7 protein-coding genes are annotated in these 14,864 nt (G+C 44.2%); 2 read left to right on the top strand and 5 right to left on the bottom strand.

The genetic code is table 11. The features are described from left to right. Positions 1-18: 18 nt before the first annotated feature. The 5 genes from OQY15_RS10555 to OQY15_RS10535 are packed head-to-tail and all read right to left on the bottom strand — an operon-like array spanning position 19 to position 7,211. On the bottom strand, positions 19-2,382 hold the full coding sequence (locus OQY15_RS10555; RefSeq protein ID WP_265791307.1) for a GAF domain-containing protein: 2,364 nt from the start codon (positions 2,380-2,382) through the stop codon (positions 19-21). Between the two features lie 4 nt (positions 2,383-2,386). Then, on the bottom strand, positions 2,387-3,259 hold the full coding sequence (locus OQY15_RS10550) for an SdiA-regulated domain-containing protein (RefSeq protein ID WP_265791305.1): 873 nt from the start codon (positions 3,257-3,259) through the stop codon (positions 2,387-2,389). After that, the gene (gene ppk1, locus OQY15_RS10545; protein WP_265791303.1) at positions 3,256-5,307 is read right to left on the bottom strand and encodes a polyphosphate kinase 1; all 2,052 of its coding nucleotides are present in this window, start codon (positions 5,305-5,307) and stop codon (positions 3,256-3,258) included. The genes OQY15_RS10550 and ppk1 overlap by 4 nt, the downstream gene beginning before the upstream one ends. Before the next feature lie 8 nt (positions 5,308-5,315). Next, positions 5,316-6,602: a Pycsar system effector family protein gene (locus OQY15_RS10540; protein ID WP_322973338.1), complete on the bottom strand. Its 1,287-nt coding sequence runs from the start codon at positions 6,600-6,602 to the stop codon at positions 5,316-5,318. A 21-nt stretch (positions 6,603-6,623) separates the two neighbouring features. Beyond that, entirely contained in the window at positions 6,624-7,211 is a 588-nt protein-coding gene (locus tag OQY15_RS10535; RefSeq protein ID WP_265791301.1) for a TetR/AcrR family transcriptional regulator, read from the bottom strand. Positions 7,212-7,488: 277 nt separating this feature from the next. Here OQY15_RS10535 and OQY15_RS10530 point away from each other — a divergent pair, with 277 nt between their 5' ends. Both OQY15_RS10530 and OQY15_RS10525 read left to right on the top strand, forming a co-directional pair. Beyond that, the gene (locus OQY15_RS10530) at positions 7,489-8,289 is read left to right on the top strand and encodes an FkbM family methyltransferase (RefSeq protein WP_265791298.1); all 801 of its coding nucleotides are present in this window, start codon (positions 7,489-7,491) and stop codon (positions 8,287-8,289) included. Beyond that, positions 8,273-14,863, top strand: a complete 6,591-nt coding sequence (locus OQY15_RS10525) for a polyketide synthase (protein ID WP_265791296.1) — start codon at positions 8,273-8,275, stop codon at positions 14,861-14,863. Before OQY15_RS10530 ends, OQY15_RS10525 begins: the two co-directional genes overlap by 17 nt. The last annotated feature ends 1 nt before the right edge of the window (position 14,864 follow it).

Raw genomic sequence — 14,864 nt, 5'->3', positions numbered from 1 at the left:
AAAACCATGTATATCTTATTATGCCCTATTGTTCATTGCTACTTCAACACGTAATGCCTTCAAGCCTTCTACTCCCTGTAATTCTTCTACATCGATGTATTCTACCAGGCTGGTTAGCAAGTTTTGATCCTGCAAACGGTGAATATAACCTAAATATTCCTGAGCTTCAGCAGGATTGAAATAAACAATCGCAATTTTCCCCGGTTGAGTAATCCGTTCGGTACTTTCTATCAGGTGTGCCTTGTCTATTCTTTTCTTTACCATCTGGTACCGGATGTTATAGCTGCCCTCCACATCAAAGCGTTGTTCATCCAGGCGGAAACCGATATCTATCAACTTATCATAAACAAAGATCAGCTGTGTCGTTTCCAGCGGTATAGGTAAATGAGGCGTCAGGTTTCCCGTTACCTGTGTAATTTCGGCAATGGCTTTCAGTTGTCTGTAGCGGAAATCCGTTAGGTAGTGACGGTCGAATTGCTGATCGGGAGTGATCGACTGGCCCAGATAAATATCAAATTCAACACCATCGGTTCTGAACTTTTCAAAGTAGCAGGGATAGAGCTCCTGAAGCTCAGCATTAAATTCATCCAGCTGCCGGTTCAGTGCATGATTGATCATTTGCATGCTCAGTTCATAGTTGTCGCGGTTTTCATAGATCTTGCTTCCCGGCTTTGTCTGGTTAAAATATTCGTCGATCAGATCCGAAGCTTGAGGATGCTGATCTTTCAGCATATTGAAATATGAAGGAAGCTGCCGCTGCAGGTAATCGTCAGTTTTCATGATCTCGCGGTCAGACATTTCATCGAAACTTCTGTGGTCCCATACCGACTTCTGCTTTGGAAAGTCCTCTGTAAAATCCTGCGGAATTTTCGTTTTGAGGTGTTCCAGGGTAACTTCCAGAACTTCAAAATGAGCATACAGGTCTCTTCTGATCATCAGGTTACGTTCGATGCTGGAATTGCGGATATCAATCGCTCCGTAAAAAGGATGAACATCTTTAAACAAAACCGGATCTACAGGAAGATTCTTTTCAGCGCCACCGGATTTCATGTACTGATAGGCCACCTGAATAAAACGCCATTGCACCGAGGGCTGCAGTGCCGTAAATTTATCGGTGATGATCGCATTGATTTCGTTGTTGAAATCGACGATAATATTTTGATACAACTGGGCAAGCAATGGAAATGCGGCTTCAATGTTAGAAAGAATGCTACCATTAAAGGCAAGGGATTCATAGGAATATAATTCAAGGCATCCCACCAGCTTTGCGTTATAGTACAATGGAAAGAGTCCGTACGATTGAATGCCACTATCTTTGAGGAGTCTCAGCAATGGAAATTCTTCGGTATCGACCTTCGACATGTCAGTAAAGACCAGTCTCCGCGGGTGTGCTACAAAATTATCAGCAAGAAAAGTGTATTCACTTTCAGGCAGTCCGTTGCGCTTTGCCTGTTTGATAATGATGCTTTCAAAACCTTCATGGCTGTACAGCAAGGTCTTTTGGTTCAGCTTCATATAAGGCAGCAGGCTAAATTCTATCGTTGGCGTACCTACGAGCGACTTCAGTGCCGTTACAATTGTTGAGTTATTCCAACCTTCAAGACATTGATTGTGTTCAATGATCGTATTCTTGATAGCTTCCAATGCATATTCAGCAGTGACATCTACCAGACTCACAATGGAAAGCCCTTCAAATCGGAACATCGAGGGAGGCAGAAGCCTGGCCAGCATATCCAGACTTGAACTTTCATCATCGAGGTATTCTTTCACCCGCTCTACTGATAATTCCGGCAGATCGGTATTAGCTGTGATTTCAAGGAAGCGGTTATCGATATTCATCCGGTAATACCTCACGAGATGTGTATCCTGATCAACGACTGATTTAATCGTATCCTGATGTCCCCCAAGGGTAAAGTCGTAGAACTTCCTGAGGATCAGGTTGTAAAAATTCCTGAGTTTACTTTGTTCCATTACCTCTTTTGAAGGCAATGCAATATTATGTTTCAACGCACCATCCTTACCCAGCAATACGGCGTAAAAGGCATTGGTACCGTAATAGAAACAGGGCGAAACCGGTCTTCCCAGTGCCCACAGCTGCTCTTCCTCATCATTGATGATAGGAGATAATGCAGTATATATCAACTCATACAAGTGATTGTATTTTGCAGTATCGCCAGTTGGTACAGGAAACTGCAATTCAGGATATACTGAAAACTGTTCCAGTAAATAATTGTAAAAATTGACCTTTGCTGTTTTTTCCTCCCTGCGTTTTTCTTTGAGAAAATCTATGAAAGGACGTAATGAAAACTGAATATCAGTTCCAATTGCCTCTTCGCCGGCACCGCAAATGGATTTATTCAAGTCTAAAATTATCGCCTGCATCTGATTAGGGTTTACGTTTAAACTTCAGGATATTTCCGGCCGACAACTCGTCGCCCTCATTTGATATATATAAATTCATTTCGTTGTCAAATGCCAGCCCTTCAGGTTGATTGAACTGGGAGGAATTTAAACGGTGAACACTTTTCACTTTCCAGTCGGGAGTGGCCACTACCAATACTTTATTTACTGAAGAAAGGATATACCACTCGCCTGAATGCGGGTCTCTGGTCAATGCAGAAGCTTTCAAACCTGTTTTGAGTATCTCTTCCTTTTTGATCATGCCGGAAAGGTCCATTGAAAATTCACCTGAAGGAATGAGCTCTTTCTTTGCGGGGTTATATGTGAAGATGGAGCCTGACATGGACTTATCTTTTTTATCATCCTTACAGTTCTTGCAAAGCAGATATACCTGGTTGGTTTGGTTATCGGCGTAGATACTCTCATACTCTCCTTTAGGAATTATTTTTTTAAAGATTTTGATGTCTTGTACTTTCTCTTTTGTGGCGTCAGCAAAAGGAAAAACATAAAGCGTACCATCACTTTCCAGCACCATTACGGTCTCGTTTAAAATAGCCAGATCCTCATAGTCACCTTTCTTTCCGAAGACCACATGTTTCTGCTTTTTGTTCATCCAGGCCTGCCTGAACAACCGGCCATCCTCATCCTGTATAGAGTAAACGGTATCGCTTTTGTCTTTGTAAAATGCAATGCCTGATATCTCCAATAAACTTTCAGGCATATTAAATTTTTCAGGATGATTCAGGTCGTAACCCGGCGGACTGGTAAATGCGGGCTTTGATGGTTTGCAGGCATAAAATCCAATGAGCATGATTACAGGTAATATATATAGTATCAGTTTGTTGAAAATTCCTTTCATATCGTATTCAATTTTTGTGTGGTACTCGCTTCCCTTAAGAGATTATACAAGGCCTGCTGTGAACTGATTCCAGCTTCATCGCTGAGGTAGTTATTCTGTAATTCTGCATTCAGCTCCACAGCTTGTACAGTATCGTTTAACTGTATAGTAAGCATTTCTATCAGTCTGGCTTTCAAAGGGGTATCATATACAGGAAAACAAACCTCTATTCTGCTGTAGATATTCCTGTTCATCCAGTCGGCCGAACCCATAAATACTTCCTTATTCCCGTTATTATGGAATACAAATATCCGTCCATGTTCCAGATACCTGTCAACAATACGTCTTATCGTGATATTTTCGCTTTGCCCGGCAATCCCGGGAATGAGGCAGCATACGCTGCGTACGATCATTTCAATCTTAACGCCGGCATTAGAGGCCTCATACAATTTTGAGATCAGCACTTTCTCCTCGAGGTTATTCATTTTGATAATCATTCCGGCGGGCAGGCCCTTTCTGGCGTTGTCAATTTCGCGGTCTATCAGACTCAGGAATTTCTGCTGGAGATTAAACTGGGCTACCAGCAAATGTTCAAAGTTAATGGCATCCTCAAGCAGCGGTTTCTTTTTCTTTTTGCGCAGGAAACCAAATAGCTGCTGCAGCTCGGAAAGCATGTCCTGGTTTGCGGTCATGAGAATATGGTCGGTGTAGAACCGGGCCGTAGATTCATTCAGATTACCCGTAGCCAGCAAGCCAATATAATGGCTTTCATCCCTGACAGTTCTTTTTACCAGTGCGACCTTCGCATGCACCTTCATGTCGGCACTACTGTAGATCAGCTTCACACCTGCAGCTTTCATTCTTGCGGCCCATTTGATATTATTAGCTTCATCAAACCGTGCCTTCAATTCAACCATTACAGACACTTTTTTGCCGTTTTTTGCCGCAGTGATCAGCGCATGTGCAATCCGTGAGTTATCTGCCACCCGGTACAGGGTTACATAAATCTCTTCTACGAAAATATCGTTTGCTGCCTCATTGAAGAATCTGAGCACAGGATCATAGTTCTGATAAGGGACATGTACCATCAGGTCTTGCTTCAGGATCTGCTCAAACAGCGTATTATCCTTTTTGAGGAAGAGCGACTGATGTGCGGGCCATCTGGTATAGCTCAGATGCGCATCCTGCAAGGGAAAGCCACTCAGATCTTTCATGTTATGGTAATATCCGCCCTGCACCACTGATGCCTTTGCCAGATCGAGCGTATAGATGATTCTGTACAGATGTCTCAGAGGAATTCCAGGCTGACACAGAAACCGCGTCGCAAAGCCCAGGTCACGTTTCTTCAATTCTTTTTCCAGGGCTGCAGTAATGTCCTCATCAATTTCGTCCTGAAGGTTGAGCTCTGCGTTTCTGGTGATCTTTATGTTGTATACGCCGGTGATTGATTCTCCGGGAAAGAGATAAGCGAGGTTACTTTTGATAATATCATCAAGAAAAACTACATACTTGACATCTCCGCTGCTAAGTACAAAAAACCTGGGCAACACATCAGAAGGAACGGTGATCAGCTCCAGACGTTCTGTGCCAGCCCCATCGCTGAGCATGACCGCCTGGTAGAGTTTGTTATTTTCTGCAAAAAAACCATCATCCTCCTTTTCTACAGAGAACAATCTGATATAAGCCAGTACTTCATTGAAGAAGACACCAGCTGCCTGGTCCTCTAAAAACGGTGGTAGATCCTCATGATACAGCCAATGGATCTGTTCCTGCTGCAGAGCCGGCAGAATGTAATTGGCCAACAGGTGACCGAATCTTTCCTGCTGCTGGTTGATCAAAAATTCGGCTTTAAAATATGAATTGTAAAGACCCGTTCTGTCGTCAAAATTATCAATAGCCATCAGTACAGGCATCCTCACCCGATAAAATTCATCAAGATTGGAAGAGTAGATAGACAAAAACTTAATGCGTTCCAGGAGCGGAACCCTTTCATTTTCGGCTTCCATCAAAACCCTTTCATTAAAGCTGAGCCAGCTGAGATCGCGGTTATAGAACGTGTATTCTTTCATAAAAACGATTAAAGTGCAACCCAGGCGGCGGCAATTACAAATGCAAGCACTGAACCGATGATCCCGAACATAAAGACATTATAGGCAATTCTCAATAAACGGTATTTGCGTCCGAGTACTACACCCTGAGAATATACGTCCTTAATGAGGGTACCGTATAAAAATTCACGGTCCTCCATAATCTTCTCCATGCCTGCTGCATACTGAGGGAGGTCCATGCGGTAGAAGTTCCCGAAAAACAGGAGGTTCACTTTCTTCTGCCTGATATCCTCATCAGTAAACGTTCCTTCCGGCACGGCGGGTCTGGTAGCAAGAATAGAGAACACCATCGTGACCACGCAAATAACCAATAAAATCAGCGTAGGAATAATGAGATGTGGATTGTCTTCAAGTTTACGCAGCAGGATACTGAGGATAACGGACAGAATGATAGAATTTGTGGAAATCATGATATGGGCTTTGTTATCAGCCATATCACTTAGTCGCTGGTTATTTCCGGATGTGATACGGAACATCGTTTCTATCCCCTTATCAGGACGGTCACTTTTTTTCTTTTTCTTATCTTTTTCTTTTTCTTTTTCTTTTTTCATGATTTCCACACTGTCGGTCAATTTTAGATCACTATCAGGATTTAGTTTTGTAACAACGTTCTGCTGCTTCTGCGGCTTTTGTTCTTTTTTATCATCCCCACCGGACTGCTTCATAGCTTTTTCCCTGAGCTCCTGCAGGTTCAGTTCTTTTTTTGCATTGAGCAGGTCCTGTGCATATTCTGTATGATAGTGGTGTGCTTCAAAAAGGGAGATCGTTTTTAACCGCCAGTCACTTTTGTCGATATCTTTATCAAAAAATGCCTCAGCCTCTCTGCGCATGAGTTTGTTTCTTTCCTTAAAGTTGTCGCCCCCCAGGTGAAACAGGTCGGCATCACAAATAATCTGTTCGAGTAAGCCCACAGGATGCTGCGGCATTTTTGTAGCCAGTATACAATTGACTACTTCTTCTGTCACTTCTGGCTCCGCTCCCCTCTCGGTGAGGAATTTCCGTGCGGACTCCGCTCCCCTGGCTTCATGGTGCTCGAAGCTGGTCAGGTATCCGATATCGTGGAACCATGCTGCAGCATTGACTACAAAAAAATCACGGTCAGAGAGCTGATAATGATTGGCAATTTTAACGACAGACTTAACTACCTGTTCTGTATGGATAAGGTCATGGTAAATCAGTTTATCATCTTTTTTGGCGTGAAAAAGGCTGGCTACATGTGCCCTCACCTGATCTAATAACCCAAGGTAATTCATCATATAAATATGGCAGTTTTATTGTTAATTCCCAATTCCTTCGATAAGCATATCTATGAGTGCATCGAAGTACTGATGGGGTTGTATTTCACCAGGATTAATGGAGAGGGGAAAATGTAATCCCCTGAAGGCAATAATCAGGATTAAAGATAATTTGTTAATATGTATATCAGACATATATTTGAACTCAGCCGAGGCTATTCCTCCCTGAATGATTCCGCTGATCATTTCAATCTGAGAGTTTTCGTACCTGACGCGCAAAGGCATTAACATCTTGCGGGATTCAATCATATCCTCGAACAACACTTTATAAAGGCTACGCAATTCAATAATTGCAGCGCTCTGACAGGTGAGATAACCTTTGAGTTTATTTTTTGCAGTAGGCGCTGCATCAATTGTTTCCTGTAATTTTCTGATCACGGTCTGCATCTCATCCTTTATTACAGCCTCGAAAATCTCATTTTTTCCCGGGAAGTAATTGTACAGTGTGCTCTTCCCTTTTCCTGAGGCGGCAGAGATATCATCTATAGTTGTCTTTTTCAGTCCGAATTTACCAAATAAGGATTTGGCTGCTGCCAATATCTCGCTAATCACATTTTCGTCTTTTTCCATAAGGAAATCTCTATCAGGTTAGAACTGTACTTATGCTTTCAAAAGTATCGAATATAATTCTGTAAAATAATAAGACATATACTAAAATAGTATAGATTTTGTTTACTGAAACTCATAATAAAGTGATTATTGTTTTGGGATGAACAATTGCATTCATAATACTGTTATTAAACATTACACTTACTACAAATCATATTAATATCAAATGGCCTTGCCGCATGTTTAGTAGAATGTGTACTTTAGTAGGGTAGAAAATATAACAAATACGATTATTTAAATGGCAACGCAACTCATAAAAAAAATGCTGGGTATTCATCCCCAGTCCAATGTAAAATCGTTGAAAAATTTGAGCTATTTTGGTTCAGAAAGACATGGATATCTTGTTCCTGATGATTTTCTTAATTCGGAATCTATCATTTATTGCGTAGGCGCAGGTGAAGATATATCATTTGATACTGAGCTCAAGATGAAATATGATTCGCGGGTTTATATTTTCGATCCTTCGCCCTATGGCATTAATCACTTTGATGAAGTGAAGGCCTTTGTCAACAAGGGAACGCCGCTGACGCTGGACCCAAAACTGTTCTCGTATCACTACAAAATCAGCCCCAAACAGTTCAATGAGATTGAATTTGTTCCCGTAGGACTCTGGGATAAGAAAGATATTCTTAAATTCTATGATCCTGAAAGGGAAAATTATTCATCGCACTCAGCCTATCTTTTTACAGACTCCAAAAGTTTTATTGAAGCACCGGTAGATCGTCTGGGCAACCTCATGAAACAATTGGGTCATTCCCATATCGATCTTCTTAAGATTGAAATCGAGGGTGCCGAATATAAAGTTATCGATACCATCGTAGAAGACCAGCTTGATGTGACGGCAATACTTGTTGAATTTGATGAAATATATAATACAACGGACAAGGCTTTCCATTTCAGGATTAAAAACAGCTGTGACAAGTTGAGAAAAGCGGGCTATGTGCTGGTACATTCTACTGTTGCGTTGAAGCGTCTGTTCGTTAAAAAAGAAGTCTACGACCGGTTAAAAAAATTGGAGTTCAATGGAAAACAAAAATAAGCAAGGCCTTGACGACTCAGACCAACTTCCACTTATTTACAGCCTTTTTGAAAACACCGTAAAAGATTTCCCAGCGCATACTGCAGTTTCTTTTGGGGCTGAGCATGTGAGCTATTCATCCCTGCAGGAAAAAGTGCAGATCCTTCGTGACCGTATTTTGAGATCTGCAGCAGAGGAAGAGCTCATCGGCCTGAGTACAAGCCGCTCCATTGAGATGATCGTTGCCGTGCTGGCTGTGCTGGCTGCAGGTAAAGCGTATCTGCCGCTGGACCCCTCCTACCCTGTACAACGACTTCAGCAGATCATCACTGATTCGGGGATTAAGACCTGCCTATCTTCCTCACAGGAAGAAGATTATTTTGCACATCTGGGTCTGAACGTGGCATCCGGCCTCTCAGCCGAGGGCGAAATCCCGGCTGCAACACAGAATCCCAATATCTACGTACTTTATACCTCTGGTTCTACAGGAACTCCCAAAGGAGTTTATATGACGCAGAAGGCGATGTCAAATTTAATGCTGTGGCAGCATCAGCATTCAATTGCCGGCCCGGATAGCAGGACCTTGCAATTTGCTCCGCTGAGTTTTGACGTGTCTTTCCAGGAGATTTTTGCTACTCTGACTACCGGTGCAACTCTGGTGCTGGTGAGCGATGACCTGCGCCTGGACCCTGTGAACCTGCTACAATATATTAGTGACAATAAAGTTGACCGCATTTTCCTTCCTTTTGTTGCCCTTCAGTTTCTGGCTGAGGCAGCAAGCAGTACCCGACAGTTTCCGCAGAGCCTGAAAGAGGTGATGACTGCCGGCGAACAACTGAAGATCACACCACAGGTGAAGGATTTCTTTGATGGGCTGGACAATTGTGTGTTATATAACCAGTACGGACCAACGGAATGTCATGTCGTCACACAACTCGCACTGGAAGGACCTGCAGCACAATGGCCCCTGTTGCCAAATATTGGTACGCCGGTTTCCAATACGGAAATATACATTATCGATGAGGACAAAAATCTGCTCCCAGCGGGTACCACCGGAGAGCTGGCCATTGCAGGCATCAGTCTTGCCGCAGGTTACCTAAACAGGCCGGAGCTAACGGCAGAAAAATTCGTCCACATCACCGTAAATGGTGAAGCCCAAAGGGCATACCTGACAGGTGACCTTGCCTCTATCCTCGAAGATGGAAGCATTAATTTCCTCGGAAGAAGAGACGATCAGGTAAAGATCAGAGGCTACAGGATTGAACTTGGAGAAATTGAAGTGCAGCTCAATAACATTGAGGGCATTAAACAGGCGATAGTGATATCCAAAAATGATACTGCGGGACAAAGCCGGTTACTGGCGTACCTCGTATCTGCTAACGGCACTGAAAATACTGTAGAGGTGCGAAAGTACCTGGAGGAACAATTACCGGATTACATGATCCCCTCCGCTTTTGTATGGATGCAGGACCTGCCCAAAACCAGCAGTGGAAAAGTAGATAAAAAAGCACTGCCCGCTCCCGAGCGTAAACGTCCGGAATTATCTGTCCTGTATCTGGCGCCTAAAACTCCTGACGAAAAGAAGATTGCTGCGGCATGGGCTTCAGTCCTGGAGCTGGATACCGTAGGTATCAATGATAATTTCTTTGAACTGGGCGGAAACTCGCTGCTGGCTTTGAAAACGGTATCTCTCCTGCGCTCGGCGCATCATATGGAACTGCCGATTACGAAGCTGTATCAGTTTCCAAGTATCAGTCAGATCACAAAATATTTCAATGCTGCTTCTTCTGATCAAAAAACCAGAAGGCAGCTTACACAGTCTGCGGACTCCGCAGAGCCGATAGCGATTATCGGCATGGCGGGAAGATTTCCCGGCGCCGCCACGATTGAAGAACTGTGGGATGTACTTCGCAACGGGAAGGAAACAACCAGCTTTTTCAGCAAAGAAGAACTGGACAAGTCCATACCGGATGAAGTAAAGAATGACCCTGATTACATCCGGGCAAGGGGAATTATCAAAGACACGGGGTTGTTTGATGCCTCATTTTTTGGCATAAACCCAAGGCTGGCTGAAGTAATGGACCCTCAGCAGCGAATATTCCTTGAGATCAGCAGGGATGTACTTGAAAAATCTGGACATCTCCCTTCGAAATATGACGGACTGATCGGGGTTTTTGCCGGATCAGGCAACAATAGTTATTACCAGCACAATGTTGCAGCAAATACCGGTCTCATCAGCCAGGTTGGTGCTTTTCAGGTGATGACGGTAAATGAAAAGGATTATATTTCATCAAGGACTGCTTATGAACTGGATCTGAAAGGACCTGCAGTAAGTGTTTTTTCTGCATGCTCCACTTCGCTTCTGGCAGTGTCACAAGCGGTGGAAAGTCTGCGCAAAAATCAATGTGATGTTGCCATCGCCGGTGGTGCAAGTGTAACTTCTCCGGTTAAAAGCGGACATTTTTACCAGGAAGGTGCCATGTTAAGCAAAGACGGACATTGCAGGTCATTTGATGAAAGTTCTACAGGTACTGTCTTCAGCGACGGTGCGGGTGTGGTTTTGTTAAAAACACTTACAGCAGCAAAACAGGATGGTGATACCATTTACGGTATCATCAGGGGTACAGGAGTAAATAATGATGGCAGTAATAAAGGTAGTTTTACAGCCCCGAGTACAGAGGGACAAGCCGCAGCCATTGCCATGGCGATCAGTGATGCTGACATTGATCCTGCAACGCTCTCGTATATTGAGGCCCATGGTACAGGAACACCTATTGGTGATCCTATCGAGATTGAAGGATTAAGACAGGCTTTTGGGGAACAAAGCAAACGACAGTATTGTGCCATAGGTTCTATCAAAAGTAATATGGGACATATGACGGCTGCAGCAGGAGTTGCGGGCCTGATTAAAACTACCCTGGCCTTATATCATAAAGAAATTCCGCCCTCAATCAATTTTGATCAGCCAAACCCAAATATTGATTTTGCTTCATCACCATTTTATGTGAATCAAAAACTGCAATCCTGGGATACGGAATCAGTCAGACGTGCGGGTATCAGTTCCTTTGGTGTGGGCGGTACAAATGTCCACGTAGTAGTGGAAGAACATGATCATCCGGAAGTGCCAAATAATGATACCGGAAGAAAAAAACAAATGATCAGCTGGTCGGCAAAATCTCCTGAAAGTCTGCAAGGCTACAGGTCTGTTTTGGCGAAACATGTAGCTGTACTGCCAAACATAAACCTGGCGGATACTGCCTATACCTTACAAACGACGCGGGAAGACTTCAACTACCGCAGTTTTGTGGTTGCCGGATCAGCAGATGACCTGGTAGCGGGACTGGAAAAAACTGCTCCTGAGCCTCAGCAATTGAAAAGCCTTCCGGGAGAAACGGTTTTTTTATTCCCCGGCCAAGGGGCGCAGTACCTGAATATGGCTGCAGAGCTTTATGAGGAAGAAGGAATATTCAGAGCGGCAATTGATGAATGTGCTGGCATCTTATCGGCGTATCTTGATACGGACATACGTGAGATCATCTATACAGAAAGCAGCGCTGAGGCGCAAGCCAGAATCAATAACACTAAATATACGCAACCTGCTCTTTTTGTCATCTCCTATGCGCTGGCAAAATTATGGATGAGCTGGGGCATACAGCCCTCTATTCTCTGCGGACATAGTATCGGTGAATATGTGGCGGCACATTTAGCGGGCATTTTCTCTCTGGAAGATGGTATCAAACTTATTGCGACACGCGGCGAACTCGTGAGTAAACTGCCGGAAGGAAGTATGCTGAGTGTGCGCACTGACGCTGAGACGGTCAAAAATTTACTCCCCTCTACACTATCTGTTGCTGCAATTAACAGCCCTAAACTATGTGTGATTGCGGGTACTGATGAAGATATCGAAGCTTTTCAGGCTGTACTTGACGAGCAGCAGATTCTGCATAAAAAGCTGCATACCAGTCATGCTTTCCATTCATGGATGATGGACCCTGTACTTGATACCTTTGCAAAGGTTGTGGCTCAGACTACCTTAAAGCGACCGCAAAAACCTATTGTCTCTACCGTGACCGGCGATTTCCTGACGGACGCGGAAGCGCAGGATCCTGCTTACTGGACCAATCACCTGCGGAAAACGGTCCTTTTCTCTCCGGCTATAGAAACCATACTGAAGCTGGACAACCCATTGCTCATTGAATCAGGCCCGGGAAATACCTGTACCACGCTTGCCTGGCAACATGGCAACAAAAATAATTTCAATGCGGTTGCTACACTGGATAAGAAGGAAGCGACAGGCGCTACTGATTCTATTTTAAACGCCCTGGGAAAAGTATGGCAGCTGGGACTGGAGCCCGACTGGAAAACATTTTACCAACATCAAAAAAGAGAGGTCATTGACCTGCCAACCTATAGTTACCATAAGAAAAGATTTTGGGCCGACCCAAAACTTTTAACACATACGATTAACGAACCGATAACAGCACTACCTACTGCCATGAGGAAAGACACATTAACAGAAAAAATAAAAGAGATCCTCGAAGATGCTTCAGGGATTGAAATGGACGGTGTGACCCCCGATATGAGTTTTATCGAAATCGGCCTGGATTCACTGCTGCTTACGCAGGTAGCTCTTATCTTTAAAAAGGAATTTTCATTACCCATAACTTTCAGACAACTGAATGAGGAATATGCTACCATCGACGCACTTGCGGGATTCGTAGACCAGAGTCTTCCTGCAGAAAAGGTTGCTGTCGCAGCCCCCTCAGCTGCAACGGCTCCAGTACAGAACTTCAGCCCTCAGAGCAGCCATACATTTACCCCTTCAGACTCTGCATTGGGCCTCATTGCCCAACAATTGCAACTGCTTTCCAAACAGGTAGAACTGATGCAGGGCGGAGCCCCACAGCCAAGTGCTGAGACCATTACCGCCAACAATTATTCTGAAAGCACTATTCCTGCACCGGTGAAATTTGCACCTTCATTTTTATCCTCCAACTCTGCAACACAGGACCTGACTTTATCAGGCATATCACCTGAAGAACTTGCAGAGATTAAAAAACCTTTTGGTGCGGTAGCCCGCATTGAGAAACAGGCTACTTCACTGGAGCCGGCACAAAAGGAATTTCTGGACAAGCTCACACAGCGATACAATCAAAAAACAGCAGGCAGCAAAGCTTTTGCGCAACAAAACAGGGCGCACATGGCCGATCCGCGGGTGGTATCGGGATTTAAGCCATACACTAAAGAGATTGTCTATTCTATCGTAACCAATAAATCCCAGGGAAGTCATTTATGGGATATCGATGGCAATGAATACATAGATGCATTAAATGGATTTGGTTCCAATCTGCTGGGTTACCAGCATCCTGTTCTGAAAGCCGCGGTACTGGATCAGGTAGAAAAAGGGTATGAAATCGGCCCTCAGCATGAGTTAGCGGGTGAAGTAAGTGCCCTCATATGTGAATTTACGGGTTTTGACCGCGCAGCCTTGTGTAATACAGGGTCAGAAGCAGTTCTGGGAGCAATCAGGATTGCCAGAACAGTAACAGGCCGCTCGCTGATCGTGGCCTTCTCAGGCTCTTATCACGGGATCAATGATGAAGTGATCATCAGAGGGACGAAAAAACTAAAAAGTTTTCCTGCAGCTCCCGGCATTATGCCCGAAGCTGTTCAGAATATGCTCATTCTGGATTATGGAACAGATGAGAGTTTACAGATCATCAGGGAACGGGCAAATGAAATCGCTGCCGTACTGGTGGAACCTGTTCAAAGCAGAAGACCAGAATTTCAGCCTGTAGCTTTCCTGAAAGAAGTTCGGGAGATTACCCTGCAATCTGAAAGCGTGCTGATCTTCGATGAGGTGATCACAGGCTTCAGGGCACACCAGGGTGGAACACAGGCTATCTTTGGAATTCAGGCCGATCTGGGCACCTACGGAAAGGTGATCGGTGGCGGAATGCCCATCGGTGCCATCGCCGGAAAAAAACAATTTATGGATGCCCTGGACGGTGGCTTCTGGCAGTACGGGGATGATTCTTTCCCGGAAATTGGAGTAACGTACTTTGCCGGAACTTTTGTGAGACATCCTCTTGCCCTGGCCGCAGGCAGAGCATCGCTGCTGTTTATGAAGGAAAAAGGAACTGAATTGCAAACTGTCCTGAATGAGAACACCAGTTATTTGGCCGGTTTATTGAATAGTACAGCAGAGGAGTTTCATCTACCTATGTATGCTGCTTATTTCGGTTCTTTGTGGAAAATCAAATTCAAAGAAGAGTATCCTTATAGTGAATTGCTATTTACGCTGATGCGTGAAAAGGGCATTCATATCTGGGATGGTTTTCCATGTTTTCTTACCGTCTCGCATACAATGGAGGAAATTGACCTCATCGCCGCAAAATTCAGGGAGAGTATCCTGGAATTGATGAGTGTGAATTTAATTCCCCTAACCGAGGAGTCTCCGGCAAAAAAAGCTGATATGCAAGAAGCTCCGGTAGCGGGTGCCAGGCTCGGCAGGGATCAGGCAGGAAACCCCGCCTGGTTTATTGCAGACCCCGAAAACCCAAGTAAATACCTCCAGGTGGAGGCCAAGATTTAAA

The sequence above is a fragment of the Pedobacter sp. MC2016-15 genome (assembly GCF_026239695.1).
GTDB lineage: Bacteria > Bacteroidota > Bacteroidia > Sphingobacteriales > Sphingobacteriaceae > Pedobacter.
The sequence above is the reverse complement of the archived record's forward strand: the minus strand, read 5'-3'. Positions and strand labels throughout refer to the sequence as shown.

Excerpts from the sequence above, each read along its gene's own strand:
- OQY15_RS10555 (WP_265791307.1), bottom strand. The coding sequence starts at position 2,382 with ATGCAGGCGATAATTTTAGACTTGAATAAATCCATTTGCGGTGCCGGC.
- OQY15_RS10530 (WP_265791298.1), top strand. The coding sequence starts at position 7,489 with ATGGCAACGCAACTCATAAAAAAAATGCTGGGTATTCATCCCCAGTCC.
- OQY15_RS10535 (WP_265791301.1), bottom strand. The coding sequence starts at position 7,211 with ATGGAAAAAGACGAAAATGTGATTAGCGAGATATTGGCAGCAGCCAAA.
- OQY15_RS10550 (WP_265791305.1), bottom strand. The coding sequence starts at position 3,259 with ATGAAAGGAATTTTCAACAAACTGATACTATATATATTACCTGTAATC.
- OQY15_RS10540 (WP_322973338.1), bottom strand. The coding sequence starts at position 6,602 with ATGATGAATTACCTTGGGTTATTAGATCAGGTGAGGGCACATGTAGCC.
- OQY15_RS10525 (WP_265791296.1), top strand. The coding sequence starts at position 8,273 with ATGGAAAACAAAAATAAGCAAGGCCTTGACGACTCAGACCAACTTCCA.
- ppk1 (WP_265791303.1), bottom strand. The coding sequence starts at position 5,307 with ATGAAAGAATACACGTTCTATAACCGCGATCTCAGCTGGCTCAGCTTT.